Annotated in this window: 14 protein-coding genes; 8 read left to right on the top strand and 6 right to left on the bottom strand. The window is 49.1% G+C overall.

What is annotated here, in order from left to right; all coding sequences use genetic code 11:
• Window positions 1-23 precede the first annotated feature (23 nt).
• Window positions 24-1370, bottom strand: a complete 1347-nt coding sequence (ispE, locus tag ACDC99_RS04895) for a 4-(cytidine 5'-diphospho)-2-C-methyl-D-erythritol kinase (protein WP_370756027.1) — start codon at window positions 1368-1370, stop codon at window positions 24-26.
• On the bottom strand, window positions 1363-3663 hold the full coding sequence (locus tag ACDC99_RS04890) for a transglycosylase domain-containing protein (protein ID WP_022316520.1): 2301 nt from the start codon (window positions 3661-3663) through the stop codon (window positions 1363-1365). The genes ispE and ACDC99_RS04890 overlap by 8 nt, the downstream gene beginning before the upstream one ends.
• A gap of 274 nt (window positions 3664-3937) precedes the next feature.
• Between ACDC99_RS04890 and pyrB the strand changes: the two genes are divergently transcribed.
• The 6 genes from pyrB (at window position 3938) to rprY (ending at window position 12238) form a co-directional block, all read left to right on the top strand.
• Window positions 3938-4885, top strand: coding sequence for an aspartate carbamoyltransferase (gene pyrB, locus ACDC99_RS04885; protein WP_022316519.1), 948 nt, complete (start codon window positions 3938-3940; stop codon window positions 4883-4885).
• 13 nt (window positions 4886-4898) lie between these two features.
• Window positions 4899-5354, top strand: a complete 456-nt coding sequence (pyrI, locus tag ACDC99_RS04880; RefSeq protein ID WP_370756911.1) for an aspartate carbamoyltransferase regulatory subunit — start codon at window positions 4899-4901, stop codon at window positions 5352-5354.
• 68 nt (window positions 5355-5422) lie between these two features.
• Entirely contained in the window at window positions 5423-6703 is a 1281-nt protein-coding gene (glyA, locus tag ACDC99_RS04875) for a serine hydroxymethyltransferase (protein ID WP_022316517.1), read from the top strand.
• Between the two features lie 469 nt (window positions 6704-7172).
• On the top strand, window positions 7173-9227 hold the full coding sequence (gene htpG / locus ACDC99_RS04870) for a molecular chaperone HtpG (RefSeq protein WP_370756024.1): 2055 nt from the start codon (window positions 7173-7175) through the stop codon (window positions 9225-9227).
• A gap of 593 nt (window positions 9228-9820) precedes the next feature.
• Window positions 9821-11404, top strand: coding sequence for a sensor histidine kinase (locus tag ACDC99_RS04865; RefSeq protein ID WP_044064946.1), 1584 nt, complete (start codon window positions 9821-9823; stop codon window positions 11402-11404).
• A 135-nt stretch (window positions 11405-11539) separates the two neighbouring features.
• Entirely contained in the window at window positions 11540-12238 is a 699-nt protein-coding gene (gene rprY, locus ACDC99_RS04860) for a response regulator transcription factor RprY (protein ID WP_042517498.1), read from the top strand.
• Between the two features lie 100 nt (window positions 12239-12338).
• On the opposite strand, the gene ACDC99_RS04855 is transcribed toward rprY, so the two are convergent.
• The 4 genes from ACDC99_RS04855 to lon form a co-directional block, all read right to left on the bottom strand.
• Window positions 12339-13793, bottom strand: coding sequence for a DEAD/DEAH box helicase (locus ACDC99_RS04855; protein ID WP_082027876.1), 1455 nt, complete (start codon window positions 13791-13793; stop codon window positions 12339-12341).
• A 123-nt stretch (window positions 13794-13916) separates the two neighbouring features.
• Entirely contained in the window at window positions 13917-15038 is a 1122-nt protein-coding gene (locus ACDC99_RS04850; protein ID WP_370756910.1) for an LptF/LptG family permease, read from the bottom strand.
• Between the two features lie 167 nt (window positions 15039-15205).
• A complete protein-coding gene (tgt, locus tag ACDC99_RS04845) occupies window positions 15206-16333 on the bottom strand; it encodes a tRNA guanosine(34) transglycosylase Tgt (RefSeq protein ID WP_370756022.1) in 1128 nt (375 codons plus the stop codon).
• A gap of 74 nt (window positions 16334-16407) precedes the next feature.
• Window positions 16408-18873 carry an endopeptidase La gene (gene lon, locus ACDC99_RS04840; RefSeq protein ID WP_302414468.1) on the bottom strand — a complete coding sequence of 822 codons (2466 nt, stop codon included), beginning with the start codon at window positions 18871-18873 and terminating at the stop codon, window positions 16408-16410.
• Window positions 18874-19116: 243 nt separating this feature from the next.
• Between lon and ACDC99_RS04835 the strand changes: the two genes are divergently transcribed.
• Together ACDC99_RS04835 and ACDC99_RS04830 are read left to right on the top strand one after the other, a co-directional pair.
• Window positions 19117-19827: a tRNA1(Val) (adenine(37)-N6)-methyltransferase gene (locus ACDC99_RS04835; RefSeq protein ID WP_042517494.1), complete on the top strand. Its 711-nt coding sequence runs from the start codon at window positions 19117-19119 to the stop codon at window positions 19825-19827.
• Window positions 19828-19992: 165 nt separating this feature from the next.
• Complete coding sequence (locus ACDC99_RS04830) at window positions 19993-21054, top strand: mannose-1-phosphate guanylyltransferase (protein ID WP_042517493.1); 1062 nt, start codon at window positions 19993-19995, stop codon at window positions 21052-21054.
• The last annotated feature ends 231 nt before the right edge of the window (window positions 21055-21285 follow it).

Below are 21285 nucleotides of genomic sequence, written 5' to 3'. Positions count from 1 at the left end.
TACCCAATTAGCAGAAGCAGCCTCTACTTTAAATACTCCACGTATTCGCTTTCGAAGTTTGGTGTGAAGACTCCCTTTCCGATAGACGACAGTATCTCGTCCCTGCTCCAGAAACGGCCACCGTCGAGCTCATTCTCAGATGGACGTATTTCCTTGTCGTAAACAGTCTTGAACACATTCACGTATTCCCTCTCGTATCTGCTCTCAAACACGTAGGCGTCGATCTTCTCGGCGCTGAAGTCTGCGATGGAAATCTCTTCACGGGTCTCCCTCTGGAGAGCCTCCTCCACACTCTCTCCATATCCTATGTGGCCCCCTACGGCAGTATCCCATCTGTCAGGCTGGATGTCTTTCCATGCCGGACGCTTTTGCAGATACAGGTTGCCGTGGGTGTCGAATACGTGGAGGTGTACGACGGGGTGGAGCAGCTTCGTGCCGCAATGTGCCATAGAACGGGTTGTCTTGCCCGTCACTCTGCCCTCTGCATCCACGAGAGGCAGCAGCTCGAAGGCGTTGTCCTTCTGTCTGCCCAGCTTGAAGGTGGCGACAAGGGCGTTGTAGTCGCTTCTGAGCCTGTCGGTAGACTCCACAGAGGGCCTGTCGTCGAACAGTCCCACAACGGCGCTTCCGCTTCCGCTCATGCAGGCATAGCAGGCACCCGCCTCGTAGAGCCTTTGCTTGATTTCGGCAAGGGTGGGGTGGAGCTTGAATATCGTTTCCTCAAAATCATTATACAATACGTCCTTCCACTCCCTTGGCGGAACGGAAGTCACAATATCCCGACAGTTTCTTTCCGGCTCATGAGGGCAGATGCCGGCGAAAGCCTCACGGGTGCTCACGGCGGTATCGGTCTTCACTATCACTATCCAGTGGTTGTCGAGAGGAATGTCGACGGGAGTCAGCTTCTCGCCGATGCCCGTGGCGTAGGCAGGTGTGGGGTTGATGAAGAAGGCGCAGTCGGCACCCAGACCCTTGGCTATGTCACGCATCTCCCCGCCTGTCAGGTTGAGAGAGAAGAGTTGGTTCAGTCCCTTTATCGTGAATGCGCAGTCTGCCGACCCTCCTCCCATACCGGCTTGTATGGGTATGTTTTTGGTGATTGTGATGTCGACACCCGTCAGAGTGTGTCTTTTTGCCATTTCGTCATACGCCTTCACTATTATGTTGTCTTCCGCCCTTCCGTCGATTACTATACCGTTTGTCTTCAGAGAGCATCCCGCAGGTTTTCCGTTTTTTTCAATAGTCAGTATATCTGCTATTGGCACGGGGCAGAACACGGTTTCCAGGTCGTGGTAGCCGTCGCTTCTTTTTCTTGTGATGTTCAGTCCCAAGTTTATCTTGGCACATGGAAAGAGTGTTATCTTATTCATATATATCCTCAATGCTGTATTGTCCGTTGTTGTCGTCTTCAGAAGAGCAGGGGTTGAAGTCTTCAGGTATGTCGAATGTCTCCTTTGGGTCGTATCCCAGGGTCTTGTCGGCAAACACCTTCTTCATGTAGTAAGCCCATATAGGCAGGGCCATGGTGGCTCCCTGTCCCATGCGCGTGGTGTCGAAATGGATGTCGCGGTCTTCTCCGCCCACCCAGCATCCGCTCACGAGCGACGGGGTGAAGCCCATGAACCATGCGTCGGCGTTCTTGTTCGTCGTACCGGTCTTTCCTCCCATCTGGCAGTCGATGTTGTATTTGTATCTCAGTCGTCCGCCCGTACCGTGGTCGATTACCGACATGAGCATCTCCAGCATCTTGTATGCGCTCTCTTCGCTTATCACCTCGTTCATCCTCGGCTGGAAGTTTGTTATCACGTTGCCGTCGCTGTCTTCAATCTTCGACACGAAGATGGGCGATGTGTGTATGCCGTGGTTGGCGAAGGTGGTGTATGCGCTCACCATCTCGCATACCGAAGCCTCGTTAGGTCCCAGACAGAGCACTAAAGAGGGGTATATGCCATAGGTGTTTATTCCGAAGTCGCGCAGTATCCGCAGGAAGTCCTGAGGGTTTATCCTGCTCATCAGCTCTGCCGACACCCAGTTGTTCGACATCGTGAGCGCCCATTTCAGCGTCACCATCTGTCCCACTCTGGCGTGGGAGCTGTTGCGTGGAGCCCAGTTGCCGAAGCGCTTGGGAGAGTTTCTAACAACGTCGCATGGCGACATGCCGTTAGACATCGACAGGGCGTAGAGGAATGGCTTGATGGTGGAACCCACCTGGCGTCGTCCCTGTGTCACCATGTCGTATTTGAAGTGGTTGAAGTCTATTCCTCCCACATACGCCTTCACGGCTCCCGTGCGTGGGTCCATGCTCATGAATCCGGCTCTGAGGAACGACTTCACGTAGCGTATGGAGTCCATAGGCGACATGATGGTGTCTATGTCGCCGCGATAGGTGAACACGGTCATTTCCGTAGGCTTCTGGAAAGCCTCTCTTATTTCCTCCTCTGTGGCTCCGTGGGCCTTCATCATCCTGTATCTGTCGCTCTGCCGCATCGAGCGGTCGAGTATCGCCTTCACCTCTGATGGCTTCAGGTTGGTGGTGAAGGGGGCGTTCTTCTTGAGTCTGTTCTCCTTCTTGAATTCAGGCTGGAGGAATCCTCCCACGTGTTTGCGCACAGCCTCTTCGGCATATTTCTGCATCCTGGAGTCGAGGGTGGTGAAGATTTTCAGACCGTCGGTATACACATTGTATGGTTCGCCGTTCTTCTTCACGTTCTTGTTGCACCATCCATACAGAGGGTCTGTCTCCCATGCCAGCGAGTCGATGCTGTATTGCACGAGGTTCCACGACGGGTATTTGCTCCTTTCCGGTTTCTTTGCCATCATGTATTGGCGCAGGAATTCGCGGAAATACGTTGCTATGCCGTCTTTGTGGTCGGAGCGCTTGAAGTTGAGGGCCAGCGGCTTCTCCGTAGCCATGAGGTATTCGCCGCGGGTTATCTTTCCAGCCTTGAGCATCTGTCCGAGCACCACGTTGCGTCTCTCTCGGCATCTGTCGGGATAGCGCACGGGGTTGAAGAACGAGGGGTTCTTGCAGAGTCCTATCAGTGTGGCGGCCTCTTCGAGCTTGAGGTCTTTTGGCTCCTTGCTGAAATACACGTTTGAGGCGTTCTTTATTCCCACGGCGTTGTGAAGGAAGTCGAAATAGTTGAGATACATGGTTATTATCTCCTCCTTGGTGTAGTATTTCTCCAGCTTTATGGCTATCACCCATTCTATGGGCTTCTGCAGCAGTCGTTCCGATGTGCTCTCTGCCGTGTTTGAATAGAGCTGCTTGGCGAGCTGCTGTGTGATTGTAGAGCCTCCTCCTGCGCTGGTCTGTCCCAACACACCTCTTTTAATAATAGCACGTCCGAGGGCTATGAAGTCTATTCCCGAATGTTCGTAGAAGCGTTCGTCCTCTGTAGCCACCAGTGCCTTTACGAGATATGGCGACAGGTTGTCGTAGTCTACATGTATTCTGTTCTCCTGGTTCATGTTGTAGGTTCCCATCAGCTTGTTGTCAGCCGTATACACCTGTGAGGCGTATTTGCTGATAGGGTTCTGAAGGTCTTCCACGTCGGGCATGTATCCGATCCATCCGTTCCATATCGCTATGAAGGCTATAAGGGACGCGAGAGTGACGCAGCCGAGCGCCGCCCACAGGAAATGTATCAATGCTCTTCTCATTTTCTTTTTTTCTTCGTTTTCTTGTCTTTTGTTTCAGATGGAGTATCATGCGCATATACGTCAGCCGTGTATTGATGTCATATCATGCGCATGCCAATTATGTTATATCCTTGCAAAGATAATGAAATTAAGCCAACGAGTTAAGAATAATCCCTCTTTTATGTCTTAAATGTAGTTATATTCGTCAAAAAACATAATTTTTCCACTCTTTGAAAGGTTAAATTAAAAATATTGTTTAACTTCGCAGTCGATAAATATAAACACAATTCATTTTATGGAAAAACATGATTTTGTAACCATTGCCGATTTGTCGAAAGAGAAAATAATGTATCTGATGAATATGGCACAGGCGTTCGAAATGCATCCTAACCGTGAGATTCTCAAAGGCAAGGTAGTAGCCACACTCTTCTTCGAGCCGTCCACCAGGACAAGGCTCAGCTTCGAGACGGCAGCCAACCGACTGGGAGCGCGTGTGATAGGATTTTCAGACGCCAAGGTTACGAGCGCTACCAAGGGCGAGACGCTGAAAGACACAATCCTCATGGTGTCTAACTATGCAGACGTCATCGTGATGCGCCACCATATCGAAGGCGCCGCCCAGTATGCCTCAGAAATAGCTCCCGTTCCTATCGTAAACGCAGGTGACGGCGCTCACCAGCATCCATCACAATGTCTGCTCGACCTGTATTCAATCTACAAGACACAGGGAACCCTCGAGAACCTGAACATATACCTCGTGGGCGACCTGAAATACGGACGTACCGTGCATTCTCTCATCATGGCGATGAGACATTTCAACCCTACGTTCCATTTCATAGCCCCAGAGGAGCTGGCGATGCCCGAGGAATACAAACTGTATTGCAGACAGCACGGAATAAAGTATATCGAGCACACAGACTTCAACGAAGACGTGATAGCAGGGGCTGACATCATATATATGACACGAGTGCAGAAGGAGCGCTTCTCAGACCTCATGGAGTATGAGAGAGTGAAAGACGTGTATATCCTGAAGAACGACATGCTCGGCAAGGCGAAAGAGAACATGAAGATCCTGCATCCGCTGCCGAGAGTGAACGAGATAGCATACGACGTGGACGAGAACCCACATGCATACTACATCCAGCAGGCACAGAACGGACTATATGCCAGAGAGGCGATACTCTGCGACGTGCTGGGCATAAGCCTCGAAGAAGTGGAGGCAGACACAACGATAATAAAATAAACAAAGTCTTATGATGAGCAAGAAAGAAAGACTCGTGGCCGCTATAGAGAACGGCACCGTCATCGACCATATACCGGCAGAGAAAACCTATGCCGTGGCAACGCTGCTGGGACTGCAGAAGCTTCAGACACCGGTTACCATAGGATACAACTACCCGTCGAAGAAACTCGGGAAAAAGGGTATCATAAAGATAGAAGACAAATTCTTCACCGACGAGGAAATCTCACGCCTCTCAGTGGTGGCGCCAAACGTGGTGCTCAACGTGATAAGAGACTACGAGGTGGTGGAGAAGAAGAAAGTGGTGACACCTGACACGCTGAAAGGTATCGTGAGATGCAACAACCCTAAATGCATCACAAACAATGAGCCGATGAGCACCATCTTCCATGTGATTGACAAGAACAGCGGCATAATTAAATGTCACTACTGCGACAAGGAGCAGGTGATAAGCGAGGTGAAACTCGTCTGACCTGAAGGAAGGCCTTCTTCAACATGGATTTTACAGACAACTAATATTCATCTTAAATATTTGTACATATGAAAAGAGACCAAGAGATTTTCGATTTGATTGAGAGAGAACACCAGCGTCAGCTCAAGGGTATGGAACTTATCGCATCTGAAAACTTCGTCAGCGACGAGGTGATGCAGGCAATGGGTTCGTGGCTTACGAACAAATACGCTGAGGGTTACCCGGGAAAGAGATATTACGGCGGTTGCGAGGTCGTTGACGAAGTTGAAACACTCGCCATCGAGAGAGTCAAGAAACTCTTCGGAGCAGAGTATGCCAACGTGCAGCCTCACTCCGGAGCACAGGCAAACGCCGCCGTGATGCTGGCTGTATTGAAGCCCGGAGACACTTTCATGGGACTTAATCTCGCTCATGGCGGACACCTCTCACATGGTTCGGCAGTAAATACATCGGGAATACTCTACAATCCGATAGGCTATAACCTGAACAAGGAAACAGGTCGCGTGGACTACGACGAGATGGAGAAGCTCGCTCTCGAGCACAAGCCAAAGCTCATCATCGGAGGTGGTTCGGCATACAGCCGTGAGTGGGACTACAAGCGCATGAGAGAAATCGCCGACAAGGTGGGTGCCATCTTCATGGTTGACATGGCTCACCCGGCAGGACTCATCGCAGCAGGTCTGCTCGATAACCCCGTGAAATACGCTCATATCGTGACCTCTACAACTCATAAGACTCTTCGCGGACCTCGCGGAGGTATCATCCTGATGGGCAAGGACTTCGAAAACCCATGGGGTCTGACAACTCCAAAGGGAGTGGTGAAGATGATGAGCCAGCTGCTCAACAGCGCCGTCTTCCCAGGACAGCAGGGCGGTCCGCTGGAGCATGTCATCGCAGCAAAGGCAGTGGCGTTCAACGAGGCATTGCAGCCTGAGTTCAAGGAGTGGGCTCTGCAGGTGAAGAAGAACGCAGCAAAGCTCGCCGAAGAGCTCATAAAGCGCGGATTCGCCATCGTGAGCGGCGGTACTGACAACCACAGCATGCTCGTAGACCTGCGCACAAAGTATCCTGATCTCACCGGCAAGGTGGCAGAGAAGGCTCTCGTGGCTGCCGACATCACCGTGAACAAGAACATGGTGCCGTTTGATACCCGCAGCGCATTCCAGACTTCCGGTATCCGTCTGGGAACTCCTGCCATCACCACACGTGGTGCAAAGGAAGACCTGATGGTGAAGATAGCCGAATTCATCGAGGAAGTGCTCAACGACCCTGAGAACGAAGCCGTGATAGCGTCTGTACGCCAGCGCGTTAACGACGTGATGAAGGATTATCCTTTGTTCGCATATTAATATACACACAACGGGTCATCAGACCCCTTGATTCTGTATTTGTGGATAAAAGATGAGGGAGCATCCTTCGTCAGCTTAATCCATAGAGGATCGCATCCGCAAGACACATAATAATAAAAAGACTATCTGTCTGGTCGTTGCCGGGCGGTTAGTCTTTTTTTCTTTATAGCTGTGTCAGAGGCATACCGTTCCAGCCCATTGCCAACTGTCTCTTTATCTTGCCGAAGTAGCCTCTTTGTGTTGTCTTAACAACCTCCTTAGCCTGCTTATATTACCTCTTTATATATGTGATGAACCGCATTGTGTTACTCAAACCTATCGGTAATTAGGGCTTGCCTGTATTTCAGATTATCAGAAGAGAGGATTTTGTTTGGCATTCTCATCTCATCGTATTTCGTTTTGGCATTGTTTTTGTATAAACATGGTCAGAAAACAAACATTCAAAGTAAAAGGTTAAAAATTAAATATTATGACACAGAAAGGAAATATTGGAGTAACAACCGAGAACATCTTCCCGGTGATCAAGAAATTTCTCTATTCAGACCATGAGATATTCCTGCGTGAGATGGTGAGCAACGCCGTGGATGCTACTCAGAAATTAAAGACTCTCTCTGAGAGAGGCGAGTTCAAAGGAGAGATGGGCGACCTGACAGTTCGCGTGTCTCTCGATGCGGAGAAGGGAACGCTGACAATCAGTGACCGTGGTATCGGAATGACAGAAGAGGAGATTGACAAATATATCAACCAGATCGCATTCTCGGGAGTGACCGACTTCCTCGACAAATACAAGGACAACGCAAATGCCATCATCGGACACTTCGGATTGGGTTTCTACAGCTCTTTCATGGTGAGCAAAAAGGTGGAAATCGTGACACGAAGCTGGAAAGACGGTTCGAAAGCCGTGAAATGGAGCTGCGACGGAAGCCCTGAGTTTGAGATATCCGACGCTGAGAAGGAAGACCGCGGAACGGACATCATCCTTCATATCGACGACGACTGCAAGGAATTCCTCGAGAAAGGACGCATACAGGCACTGCTCGACAAATACTGTAAGTTCCTGCCAGTACCCGTGGCATTCGGCAAGAAGACAGAATGGAAAGACGGCAAGCAGGTGGATACCGACGAGGACAACATCATCAACGACATGGAGCCGCTATGGACAAAGACACCAAGCACAATCTCTGACGAGCAGTATAAGGAGTTCTACCGCAAGCTATATCCGATGCAGGACGAACCTCTGTTCTGGATACACCTCAACGTGGATTATCCGTTCAATCTCACGGGTATACTCTATTTCCCGAAGATAAAGTCGAACATCGACCTGCAGCGCAACAAGATACAGCTATACTGCAACCAGGTGTTCGTGACAGACCAGGTGGAAGGCATCGTGCCGGAATTCCTCACCTTGCTACATGGAGTGATCGACTCTCCGGACATCCCGCTCAACGTGAGCCGCAGCTATCTGCAGAGCGACCGCGACGTGAAGAAGATCTCGACATACATCACAAAGAAGGTGGCTGACCGACTGAACGGAATCTTCAAGGATGACCGCAAGGACTTCGAGAAGAAATGGGACGACCTGAAGCTCTTCATCAACTATGGAATGCTCTCGCAGCCGGACTTCTACGACCGCGCCAAGGACTTCACACTGCTCAAGGACGTAGACGGCAAATACTTCACGACAGAAGAATACAAGACGCTCATCAAGGACGCACAGACCGACAAGGACGGCACACTCATCTATCTCTATGCCACCGACAAGGACGAACAGTATTCATACATAGAGGCTGCCAAGGCAAAGGGCTACAGCGTGTTGCTGCTTGACGGACAACTCGACACGCCATGCGTGAACATGTTTGAGCAGAAATGGGAGAAGTCGCGCTTCACACGTGTAGACAGCGACATCGTGGAGAGACTCATCGTGAAGGAAGACCTCAAGAAGACTGACCTGACGCAGGAGCAGACTGACATTCTGTCAGCTACCTTCCGCACCCAGCTGCCACATCTCGACCATATCGAGTTCAACGTGGAGACTGGTGCCCTGGGAGAGAACGCACAGCCGGTAGTGATAACCCAGAACGAGTATATGCGCAGAATGAAGGACATAAGCAAATTCCAGAGCGGAATGAACTTCTATGCCCAGATGCCAGACGCCTACAGCATCGTGCTCAACACAGACCACAGACTCGTGAAGGCGGTGCTCGAAAAGAGCGAGAAGGAATGTGAAGAGGAGCTCAAACCTGTAGTGGCAGAGATAAAGGGACTCCAGGCACGTTTCGCAGCTCTAGGCGAGGCTCGCAAGGCAAAGAAGCCGGAAGAGGTGACACAGGAGGAGAAAGACGACATGACGGCTACCGAAAAGAAACTCAGCGATGAGCGCGCAAAGAAGGAGCAGATTGTGGCAGCACACGCCAAAGAAAACAAGGTGGTACACCAGCTCATCGACCTTGCTCTGCTGCAGAACGGAATGCTAAAGGGCGAGGCGCTTGACTCCTTCATCAAGAGATCGGTAGAGATAATCTGATGATGCCGACTCCTTCATCAAGAGATCTGTAGAGAGATTTCCTGATGATGAGATAACAGATATGACCGGGAATGTAAAGACCCGGATATATAACCGGATGACGGGCAATCAAGGAATTAGAACTTGGTTGCCCGTCTTTTTCCGTTTTGCCCTGACAGAGGTTTCTGATCCTAATTTGTCATTAGGGTCTTGATTGGGATTTTTATGCCTATCTTTTATCCCAAATCGGTCGTTAGGGCTTGCTTGGATTTTGATTTTTAGAAGAGTGGATTTTGGTTGGCTTTTAATGAGTAATAGCAAGCTATTGCGAATTAAAAACGGACAAAAGACGCCTTATAAAAAGCAAAAGACTGCAAGCAGTTATAAAATATCACATTTAACGGCCTAATGACCGTTTTGGGTTTATATGGCCTCGTCTGGGATTTTTATGCCGGTCATTTATTAGGGCTTGCCGTGATTTTGAATACTTGATGTCTGGCGAAAGTTGATAATTGTCAAGTATAAACACCGATATTTGTTAACGACATAGAAAAAGGAACAGAAAATTAACTTTTATCCATTGCCAAATGCTAAATATAGGATATATTTGCGTCATGAAGAAAAAAACGATATGGTTGATTGCTGGCGTGATGGGATTTTCATTCCTCGCTCTGCTCTTCCTTCAGCTCACATACATGGATGCCATGATAAAGATGAAGAAGGAGCAGCTCGACGAGTCGGTGAACAAAGCCCTCTATCAGGCAGCCCGGAATCTGGAACTCAACGAAACCCTGAAGTATCTGGAAAAGGAGGTGAACGAAACGGAGAGGCGCGCATATAAGAGCGACTCCGTGGGGACACGCTCCGGACATCCGGACGGTACCGTGCAGCACAGCCACCAATATGCCGTGGCAGACAAGAACGGAAACGTGTATTCATCGTTCGAGCTCAAGACCATAACGATGAGACCCGCCTCGATGCCGAAGGCGATGATACTGAGAAGCGACAAGAACTCCATCTCGGAAGCCACGAAATCCATGAGGGAGATAATAAAAAACAGATATGTCTATCAGAAGGCTTTGCTCGACGAGGTGGTATACAATATCTTATACACGGCTTCAGACAAGCCTCTGAAAGAGAGGGTTAACTTCAAACTGCTCGACCAGGACTTGAAGACGGAGCTGATGAACAACGGAGTGAGCATCCCGTATCATTTCACGGTTTCAACGCAGGACGGAAGAGAGCAATACAGATGTCCCGACTATAGCGACGAGGGAGAGGAATACAGCTACTCTCAGACACTATTCAGAAACGACCCGCTCAACAAGTCGGGCATCGTGAGGATACATTTCCCCGACATGGACAACTACATCTTCAGCAGCGTGAAGTTCATGATACCGTCGATAGCATTCACCATAGTGCTTCTCATCACATTCATATTCACCATCGTGGTGATATTCAGACAGAAGAGGTATACGGAGATAAAGAACGACTTCATAAACAACATGACCCATGAGCTGAAAACGCCTATCAGCAGCATTTCGCTCGCGGCACAGATGCTATCTGACGATACCGTGACGAAGAGCCCGGTGATGATGAAACATCTGGGAGGAGTGATAAACGACGAGTCGAAGAGACTGAGATTCCTCGTGGAGAAAGTGCTGCAGATGTCGATGTTCGACCGCAAGAAGGCGATCTTCAAGAAGAAAGAACTCGATCTGAATGACCTGGCAGAGAATGTGGCAAACACGTTCACATTGCGTGTGGAGCATACGGGCGGACACATACAGACACAGCTCAACGCAAAAGAGCCGACGATATATGTGGACGAGATGCATTTCACCAACGTGATATTCAATCTGCTCGACAACGCCGTGAAATACAAGCATCCGGACCGACCAGTGGAGCTGATGATAAAATCATGGAACGAGGGCGGTAGGCTGTATCTCTCCGTGAAAGACAACGGCATAGGACTCAAGAAGGAGAACCTGAAGAAGATATTCGAGAAGTTCTACAGAGTGCATACGGGAAATGTGCATGACGTGAAAGGTTTCGGACTCGGACTTGCATACGTGAAGAAAATCGTGGAACTCCACAAGGGAGAGATTCACGTGGAGAGCGAAAGGGGAAAAGGAACCACGTTCATCATCTCGCTGCCCGAGATAAAAAGCGGAAAACAGACAGGAGCCGACGAGTGATCAACACTATTGCAGTATACCCCTGCAACATCGGACAGACAATGTAGAAACGGATTCTGAAAAAGGAAACGGATTCTGAAACAAGTGAAACACTAATATTCAACAAAAAGAATACTAATATAAAAATATATGATTATGGACGACAAGCTTAAGATTTTGCTTTGCGAGGACGATGAGAACCTCGGAATGTTGCTTCGTGAATATCTGCAGGCCAAAGGCTATGCAGCAGAACTCTGCCCCGACGGGGAGGCTGGCTACAAGGCTTTCATGAAGACAAAGTTTGACATCTGCGTTCTCGACGTGATGATGCCAAAGAAAGACGGATTCACACTGGCACAGGAAATCAGACAGGGCAGCCCGGACATGCCTATCATCTTCCTCACAGCCAAGACGCTGAAGGAGGATATACTGGAGGGTTTCAAGATTGGTGCCGACGACTATATCACGAAGCCTTTCTCAATGGAGGAACTGGTGTTCCGTATTGAGGCTATACTCAGACGCGTTCGCGGAAAGAAGAACAAGGAGAACACGCTGTATCATATCGGCAGATTCACCTTCGACACACAGAAGCAGCTGCTCACCATCGGCGAGAAGCAGACCAAGCTCACCACGAAAGAGAATGAGCTGCTCGCTCTGCTCTGCAGTCATGCCAACGAGATTCTGCAGCGTGACTTTGCCCTGAAGACTATCTGGATTGACGACAACTATTTCAACGCCCGCTCGATGGACGTATACATCACAAAGCTGCGCAAGCATCTGAAGGATGACGACCAGATTGAAATCATAAACATCCACGGCAAGGGATATAAGCTCATCACTCCGGAAGAGGAGTAATTTCTCTCGTAGGTGCAAATAATTACGGGTAGCCTAAGTATTCTGTCTGACTTATCGGCCATGAATGCTTTGACTACCCGTCTTTTTTATTTGTGCAAGACTATTTGTCTTGTTTGGAATCTTTGTTAGTTTTATTGGCAGATGGCTTTCTCCTGCGTTTATGTGGTTTCTTGTTGTTCGTCACCGGTGCATTGGATTTGTTTGTTTCCAGTATTTGAGAATTTTCAGGAGCATTGGTCACAATGGTTTCCTTGGTTTTTTTGCTTTTCCTTTTGTCTGAATTCCTTCCGCCGCCTTTGCCTTTGGGAGCATCATTACGCTTGACGTTGTTCCTTCCTCTTTGACCATTATTTCTTCCTCTTGTCTTGCTGCCTCGACCGTTTCTTGCCGGACGGTTCATCTTCTTGTATTCCGGTCCCTTGCCGATATAGTCGGGCAGAGGGAGTTTCTCTATCGTGCGACCGAGGAATTCTTCAATCTTCATGAAGTCGCCCACTTCAAGACCGCGCACGAGCGTTATCGCCTTGCCGTCGCGGTTTGCCCTTGCCGTGCGTCCCACTCGGTGTACGTAGTCTTCCACATCGCGTGGCACGTCGAAATTTATGACCATTGATATGTCGTCGATGTCGATGCCTCGAGCCACGATGTCGGTAGCCACGAGCACGTCGGTCTGTCCGCTCTTGAAACGGTACATCACTTCGTCACGCTGCGCCTGTTCGAGGTCTGAATGCATCTCGCAGCTGTTTATGCCCAGACGAAGCAGTTCGCGGTTTATCTCCTTCACCTTCAGTTTGCTGCTTGAGAAGATGATTATCCTCTGCTGCTCTTCGTTCTTGAATATCTCCTGCAGCACCTTTATCTTCTGGTTCTCATGACACACGTATGCTGCCTGATGAATCTTTTCTGCCGGTTTGCTTACCGCCAGCTTCACCACGGTAGGGTTCTTGAGGAGCGTTTTCGCCAGCTGCTCTATCTTTGGCGGCATAGTGGCAGAATACATGATGGTCTGGCAGTCGTCTGGCAGCAGCTTGGCGATGTTCATGATGTCTTCAGAGAAGCCCATGTCGAGCATTCTGTCAGCCTCGTCGAGCACGAAGAATGCGCAGCGGCTGAGGTCTATGTTTCCCATCGTGATGTGGCTTATGAGTCGTCCTGGAGTCGCTATTATCACGTCGGCCCCGAGCTTCATTCCTTTAGCCTCCTGGTAGTAGCGGTTGCCGTCGTTGCCTCCGTATACGGCAACGCTGTTCACGTCGCTCATATAATACGAGAAGCCTTGCATAGCCTGGTCTATCTGTTGTGCCAGCTCTCGCGTAGGACTCATGATGACGCAGTTTATGGCATCCTTGGGGAACCCTCCGTCGTCGAGCATGCTGAGGATAGGGAGCAGGTAGGCTGCCGTCTTTCCCGTGCCTGTCTGTGCCACGCCCAGCAGGTCGTGTCCGTCGAGGATGGGTGGTATACATTGTTCCTGTACGGGTGTGCAGGTGGTGAAGTTCATATCGTCGAGAGCGTCAAGAGTGTTGTCGCTCAAATCCAAATCGTAGAAATCCATATCGTTGTTATTCTAAAAACTTTTCTTTATTGTTATCAGTTATATGCTTTCGCTTTTTGTTATCAGTTGGGTGCTTTCGCACTTTGTTTTTATCAAGTAAGGTGCTTTCGCACTTTATGATTATCAGTTAGGTGCCTTGCGGTAGCAGAAGTATGCCACCACGGCGAATATGATGTTCGGTATCCATGCCGCGAGCATAGGCGGTGTGTCTGCCTGTATGGCGAATGTAGCCGATACTGTCTGAAGCATGATGTAGCCGAAGCTCAGAGCCAGTCCGATTCCCAGATACATTCCCATTCCGCCTTTTCTCTTGCGTGAGGATAGCGAGAGTCCGATGGTGGTGAGGATGAATGAGGCAAAGGAGGTGGCTATGCGCTTGTGGTATTCCACTTCGTATTGCACTACGTTGCTTGATCCTCTGTCTATCTGCTTGCTGATGTATTCCTTCAGCTGAGGGCTGGTGAATGTTTCCTGCTGGCCTTTGGAGAACACGAGGTCAGTCGGCTCCATCATTATCACGGAGTCTCTCTGCATTCCGTTGGTTATCTTTTCGCGCATTCCCTGCAGTTTGCGCAGCCGCCAGTTGGTGAGTTTCCAATGGTATTTGCTGTCGGAGATTGTGTCGTATTGTATTTCGCTGGCTGTTAGATGGCTCACGAGCTTTTTGTTCTCGAATTTGTCTAGGCAGAATCCGTAGCCCTTTTTCAGTTCGTTGTCGTAATGCTGTATGTAGGCTATGACGCCTCTGCCCACCTGCAGCTGCACGTTGTCGGCCGACGTGTTCTTCTTCTTGTTCTTATACATCGTCTCGAAATTCTGTCTCACGATGGTGCCTTTGGGGATGATGTAGGAACCGAGATAGAATGTGAGGACCGAGATTATCAAAGCCGAAATCATATATGGCCTCATCAGTCGCTTGAAGCTTACTCCTGCTGCCAGCATTGATATTATCTCTGAGTTGCCTGCCAGTTTGGAGGTGAAGAAGATTACGGCTATGAATACGAAGAGCGGACTGAAGAGGTTTGCGAAATATGGCACGAAGTTCATGTAGTAGTCGAAGACTATCGCCTTGAGGGGTGCATGATACTGTGCGAACTTTGCCAGATTCTCGTTGATGTCGAAGACTATCGAGATGGATATGATGAGAAGTATGGAATAAATGTATGTTCCTATGAACTTCTTTATTATATACCAGTCGAGAATCTTGATGTAGCGGCGTGGGTTGATGAAGCGTAGCCAGCTCATGTGCTCTCCCAGCCACTTTAGACGGGAGGTGAGAGGATGGTCCGTTTTCTGCATGCGCTGCTTGAATCTGGTAGCCAAAGATTTGATGCTCATTTGCTTTTTCTTTTACATTTGTTTTTTTTACGCGTCTTCCTTGTCGTTTATAAGTGCGTCTTGCCAGACCGCCTTTATACGCGTCTTCCCAGATTGTCTATTACTGAGCGCTTCCATGCCACGAAGTCGCCCTGCTCGATATGGTGTCTGGCATCGGTAACGAGGCGCAGATAGAAGCTCAGGTTGTGTATGCTTGCGATTTGCATAGCCAGCAGCTCCTGGGCTTTGAAGAGGTGGTGCAGATAGGCTTTGGAGTGAAGTCTGTCGATGTCGCAGCCGTCGGGGTCGATGGGGGAGAAGTCGTTTTCCCATTTCTTGTTGCGCATGTTCATTGTGCCGTCGTAGGTGAAGAGCATGGCGTTGCGGCCGTTTCGTGTCGGCATCACGCAGTCGAACATGTCCACACCTCTTTCTATCGCCTCGAGGATGTTCTGAGGTGTGCCCACGCCCATGAGATATCTCGGCTTGTCTTTCGGCAGTATCTCGTTCACGGTCTCTATCATCTCATACATCACTTCTGTGGGTTCTCCCACAGCGAGTCCGCCGATGGCATTGCCGTCGGCTCCCTTGTCGGCAACATGCTTCGCTGCTTCGCGGCGCAGGTCCTTGAAGGTGCAGCCCTGCACGATTGGGAACAGAGACTGTTCGTAGCCGTAGAGAGGCTCGGTCTCGTTGTAGCGTTTCACGCATCTGTCGAGCCAGCGTTGGGTCAGTCCGAGACTCTTCTTGGCATATTGGTAGTCGCTCTCGCCCGGAGGGCATTCGTCGAATGCCATCATAATGTCGGCTCCGATTATCCTTTCGGTGTCCATCACGTTTTCAGGGGTGAAGAAATGTTTCGATCCGTCGATATGTGAACGGAACTCGCAGCCTTCTTCTTTCAGTTTTCTGATTCCCGTGAGGGAGAACACCTGGAATCCTCCGCTGTCTGTGAGTATGGGGCGGTCCCAGGTGTTGAATTTGTGTAGTCCGCCTGCCTTTTGCAGCGTGTCGAGTCCTGGACGAAGATAGAGGTGGTAAGTGTTGCCGAGTATTATCTGTGCCTTTACCTGCTCTCTGAGTTCGCTGAAATGGAGTCCTTTCACGCTGCCGCATGTACCTACAGGCATGAAGATGGGTGTCTTTATCTTGCCGTGGGCGGTAGTTATCGTACCGGTGCGTGCGTCGCTTGCTGGATCGGTATGTTCTAATTCGAATGTCATTTTCTTTTTGATATTCTTTCTGTTGCTGTTGTTGTATTATTCATGTTAGGGAAAGGCGGTTGTGGATGCTTGTTTCATTTGTCGGTCTTTCCCTTTTCTTCTATCGTGAATTTCGTCGGGTTGTCCACGAGTTCGTCTGTCAGGGCGAAGTCCCACACGTCGAGCACGTTCTCCACATAGTGGAATGAAAGTCCTTTCAGATACATGTCGGGTATTTCTTCGATGTCTTTCCTGTTTTCCCTGCACATCACGATATCTGTTATGCCTGCTCTTTTGGCTGCCAGTATTTTCTCCTTTATTCCTCCAACGGGAAGCACCTTGCCGCGCAGCGTTATTTCTCCTGTCATGGCAGTGTTCTTTCTCACCTTGCGTTGTGTGAGGGCTGAGGCGATGGATGTGGCTATCGTTATGCCGGCAGAAGGGCCGTCTTTTGGAGTCGCTCCTTCCGGCACGTGGATGTGTATGTTCCAGTTGTCGAAGATGCGGTAGTCTATTCCGAGCACGTCGGAGTGTGACTTCACGTATTCAAGTGCGAGCATAGCCGACTCTTTCATCACGTCGCCAAGGTTGCCGGTAAGCGTGAGCTTGTTGCCGTTGCCTTTGCTGAGGCTTGTCTCGATGAAGAGGATTTCTCCTCCCACGCTGGTCCATGCCAGTCCGGTTACCACTCCCGCATAGTCGTTGCCTTGGTATATGTCGCGATAGAAAGGCGGTTTGCCGAGCAGGGATTCTATCTCCTTCGGCGTGATGCGCGAGAACGGGAGTTCTCCCTTGCTTGCTTTCATGAATGCGAGTTTGCGAAGCGCCTTGTTTATCTGGATTTCGAGTTGGCGCACTCCGCTCTCTCTCGTATACTGTTCGATGATCTTTTCTGTGGCCTGCTTGGTGAACGAGAGGCGCTGGTCGCCAAGACCGGTGTTGTCTTTCTCTTTGGGTATGAGGTGGCGCTTGGCTATCTCTTCTTTTTCCTCTGTGATATAGCCGCTTACCTCGATTGTCTCCATGCGGTCGAGCAGAGGGCGCGGGATGGTGTTCAGGTCGTTTGCAGTAGCGATGAACAGTACTTTCGACAGGTCGTAGTCCACATCGAGGTAGTTGTCATGGAAAGCGTTGTTCTGTTCTGGGTCGAGTACTTCGAGAAGAGCCGACGAGGGATCGCCGTTCACGGTGTTCTGCGTTATCTTGTCGATTTCGTCGAGGATGAAAACGGGGTTGGAAGCTCCTGCCTTCTGGATGTTCTTGATGATTCTTCCTGGCATCGCACCAATGTATGTGCGGCGATGACCGCGGATTTCCGACTCGTCGTGAAGACCTCCAAGCGACACCCTGACGTATTTTCTGCCCATTGCCTTGGCGATGCTCTTGCCAAGACTTGTCTTGCCCACTCCTGGAGGACCGTAGAGGCAGAGGATTGGCGACTTGAAATCTCCTCGCAGACTCAATACGGCGATGTATTCCAGGATGCGTTCCTTCACTTTTTCCATCCCGTAGTGGTCGGTATCAAGAACTTTCCTTGCCCTGTTCAGGTCAAGGTCGTCGATGGTGTATTCGTTCCAGGGAAGTGAGACGAGAGTCTGCAGATATGTAAGCTGCACGCTGTATTCCGGACTCTGCGGGTTGAGCAGGTCGAGTTTGTCGAGTTCCTTCTTGAAGACCTTCTCCACGTCGTCGTTCCATGCTTTCTTTTGGGCTTTGTCGAGCAGTTCCTTGCGTTCTGGCTGCCCGTCTTCGTTTCCGAGTTCTTCCTTAATGTTCTTGATCTGCTGCTTGAGGAAATATTCGCGTTGCTGTTCGTCGAGGTCTTCCCGGGTTTTAGAACGTATGTTCTGCTTGAGCTCCAGGAGCTGAAGCTCACGGTTTATTATCTTGAGCATGGCGAACACCCTGTCTTTGATTGAGTCCAGATAGATGAGCTCTGCCTTTTCCTCGATGGAGAAGGGCAGGGTGGCGCAGATCACGTTTGTGAGGAGATATCTGTTAGAGATATTCTTCATGGCGAAGGATGCTTCATCCGGGATGTCGTCATTGCCCATGATGAACTGTATGCTCTTCTTCTGCAGGTCTTCCACCGCAGTAGCGTATTCCTTGTCGTCCTCGTCGGCCATTGTCTCAGAGGCTTGGCTGGCATGGCCTTTGAGATATGGGCGCCGCTTGGTGATGTCGTCCAGACGGCATCTGCCGAGTCCCTGTATGATTGCCGTGCTGTTGCCGCCACCTCCAGGGAATTCAAGCACCTTTATGAGTTTGCCGTAAACTCCATATTCATAAAGATCGTTTGCCGTAGGACTTTCCTGCTCCATGTCTTTCTGGCAGAAAACGGCGAAGATCTGATTGCCTTTCTTCTTGCTGCCTACGGCTTTGATGAGTTTCTTGCTCGTTTCCCTGCCCACCAGTATGGGGGAAACGACACCAGGAAACATCATGAGGTTGCGTGTTGCCAATATAGGTATTTCTCCTTCGGGGTGATCCTTGAACAATTCTTTGATGTCACCATCGAAATCTGCTATCATTGAAATACCATTTCCTATTTTTGCATTCATATAAGTTATTGTCGGTCTCTATTTTAAATAATTTTGAAAATCTGTATCTGTAATTTTGGAAATCCGTCTCTTTATTTATATAATAAGAGGTGCAAAGGTAGTCATTTTTCTTCATTTATATTGTGTGTAAAACCATAAATGCTGAAAACATAAATTATATTAATGCTTTTATAAGTCGTTTTTAATCTTTTTTCTTAAATTTGCATTGGAATGAAATAGAAGAAACTGTCTTTTATATTGCTGATGTCAAATAATTATTTCCAGTTCAAGAAGTTTGTCGTCCGCCAGGACTTATGTGCCATGAAGGTCGGCACAGACGGCACGCTGCTGGGCTCATGGGCTCGTGGCGGCAGGAAAATACTGGATATCGGTACAGGCACGGGGCTTGTGGCGCTGATGATGGCGCAGCGGTTTGAAGATGCTGAACTGTGTGCAGTGGAGATAGACCGCGACGCTCATCTTCAGGCAATGGACAACGTGGAGAACTCGCCTTTCAACGGGAGGATAAAGCTCTTCAACCAGTCTATACAGGATTTCAGCACGGAGTATGCGGATGAGAAATTCGACTCGATAGTATGCAATCCCCCCTTTTATGTCAATTCATTGGGATGTCCCGACGACAAGCGCCATATAGCCCGGCATTCATCATCGCTCCCTTTTGATGTGTTGTTGAGGTCGGTGAAGAATCTGCTTTCAGATGAAGGACGCTTGTCTGTGGTAATCCCTACCGACAGCCATCCCTCTTTTGATGCTGAGGCCCGGATGTCGGGATTCAGATGCTCTCGCTTGTGCCGGATCAGGACCGTGGAAAGGAAGCCCCCCAAGAGGATGCTGCTGGAATATGTCTTGCATGGTGGAATAGAAATGCAGCACGAGGAGCATTGCCTGCAGGATAACGACGGCAGAAGGTCGGAATGGTATTCTGATATTACATCAGAATTCTATGTGCGTTGATACTGTTCCAACATTTCAGATGCCTCCAATCATGCTGATTTCTTCGTTTTGTTTTGTTTTTTTTTGAAAAAATAATTAAGTTTGCAAAAGTTATATATCGGACACAAGATTATATCGTGGGACAAGAAATTGAAGTTAGCAACAGAAATCTAAAATTGAAAATATATGAATAATAACCATCTTGTAATAATGGCCGGTGGAGTTGGCAGCCGCTTCTGGCCGATGAGTACAGCAGAATGTCCTAAGCAGTTCATCGACGTTCTCGGAGTGGGACGTTCTTTGTTGCAGTTGACATACGACCGTTTCGAAACAATCTGTCCGCCAGAGAATGTCTGGGTGGTGACAAACAAGAATTATGCAGAGATAGTGAAACAGCAATTGCCGGAAATACCGGCAAAGAATATCTTGTGTGAACCATGCCGCCGGAATACGGCACCATGTATCGCATACGTAAGCTGGAGAATCAAATCAGCTAATCCTGATGCCAATGTAGTTGTCACTCCGAGTGACCATGTGGTGATGGATGTTCCTGAATTCAAGAGAGTTGTGGGCAATTGCCTGAAATTCACGGCCGAGACGGATTCCATTGTCACTTTGGGAATGAAGGCGACACGTCCGGAGACTGGCTACGGATATATTCAGGCTGATCTGACCTGCTGTTCGCCACGCAACAAGGAAATCTACAGAGTTGATTCTTTCAAGGAAAAGCCTAATTTGGAAACAGCTCAGAAATATATTGCCGAGAGCAGATATTTCTGGAATGCAGGTATCTTCATCTGGAGCGTGAGGACCGTTGTCAACGCATTCAGGATTTACCAGCCTTCATTGGCAAATATATTTGAGAGTATCGCAGACGTGTACGGAACGGAAAATGAGCAGAAGGTGATTGACGAGAGATTCCCGGAGTGTGAAAACATTTCTGTTGACTATGCTATAATGGAGAAGGCGGAAGAGATTTTCGTATGTCCTGCAAGTTTCGGATGGAGCGACCTGGGGACATGGGGCTCTCTCTGGACTCAGACCAAGCATGACCTGATGGGCAACTCATTGATAGGCAATGGCATTTCCACTTTTGAAACTCGTAATTGCATTATCCATACCACAGAGAACAAGCAGGTTGTGGTTCAAGGTCTGGATGGTTATATCGTTGCGGAGAAGGATGGAAGATTGCTGATATGCAAACTCTCTGAAGAGCAAAGGATAAAACAATTCTCAGGACAGAACTGATCTGTTGTGATGATAATCCCCAAATCGGTCATCAGAACGTTTGATTGTCACTAATGACCGATTTGTAATAATCTGTACCAGTATCCGTTCTGGCAAGTTTATGGACTAAGGGTTGAGAGTGTGAGAGTAGGGATGTAAAAACAGGACTACTCTTGCCCAATGCCATTTCTATACTGTATGCAGAATAAAAACAGGGTGTGTAATTCTTGATGAATCAACACACCCTGTTTC

This window comes from Prevotella pectinovora (assembly GCF_041323955.1).
Classification (GTDB): domain Bacteria; phylum Bacteroidota; class Bacteroidia; order Bacteroidales; family Bacteroidaceae; genus Prevotella; species Prevotella pectinovora.
This window is presented reverse-complemented; position numbering and strand designations above follow the sequence as displayed.

What these genes read in the sequence shown, in the direction of transcription:
- ispE (WP_370756027.1), bottom strand. Translation starts at nt 1,370, where the DNA reads ATGAATAAGATAACACTCTTTCCATGTGCCAAGATAAACTTGGGACTG.
- ACDC99_RS04890 (WP_022316520.1), bottom strand. Translation starts at nt 3,663, where the DNA reads ATGAGAAGAGCATTGATACATTTCCTGTGGGCGGCGCTCGGCTGCGTC.
- pyrB (WP_022316519.1), top strand. Translation starts at nt 3,938, where the DNA reads ATGGAAAAACATGATTTTGTAACCATTGCCGATTTGTCGAAAGAGAAA.
- pyrI (WP_370756911.1), top strand. Translation starts at nt 4,899, where the DNA reads ATGAGCAAGAAAGAAAGACTCGTGGCCGCTATAGAGAACGGCACCGTC.
- glyA (WP_022316517.1), top strand. Translation starts at nt 5,423, where the DNA reads ATGAAAAGAGACCAAGAGATTTTCGATTTGATTGAGAGAGAACACCAG.
- htpG (WP_370756024.1), top strand. Translation starts at nt 7,173, where the DNA reads ATGACACAGAAAGGAAATATTGGAGTAACAACCGAGAACATCTTCCCG.
- ACDC99_RS04865 (WP_044064946.1), top strand. Translation starts at nt 9,821, where the DNA reads ATGAAGAAAAAAACGATATGGTTGATTGCTGGCGTGATGGGATTTTCA.
- rprY (WP_042517498.1), top strand. Translation starts at nt 11,540, where the DNA reads ATGGACGACAAGCTTAAGATTTTGCTTTGCGAGGACGATGAGAACCTC.
- ACDC99_RS04855 (WP_082027876.1), bottom strand. Translation starts at nt 13,793, where the DNA reads ATGGATTTCTACGATTTGGATTTGAGCGACAACACTCTTGACGCTCTC.
- ACDC99_RS04850 (WP_370756910.1), bottom strand. Translation starts at nt 15,038, where the DNA reads ATGAGCTGGCTACGCTTCATCAACCCACGCCGCTACATCAAGATTCTC.
- tgt (WP_370756022.1), bottom strand. Translation starts at nt 16,333, where the DNA reads ATGACATTCGAATTAGAACATACCGATCCAGCAAGCGACGCACGCACC.
- lon (WP_302414468.1), bottom strand. Translation starts at nt 18,873, where the DNA reads ATGAATGCAAAAATAGGAAATGGTATTTCAATGATAGCAGATTTCGAT.
- ACDC99_RS04835 (WP_042517494.1), top strand. Translation starts at nt 19,117, where the DNA reads ATGTCAAATAATTATTTCCAGTTCAAGAAGTTTGTCGTCCGCCAGGAC.
- ACDC99_RS04830 (WP_042517493.1), top strand. Translation starts at nt 19,993, where the DNA reads ATGAATAATAACCATCTTGTAATAATGGCCGGTGGAGTTGGCAGCCGC.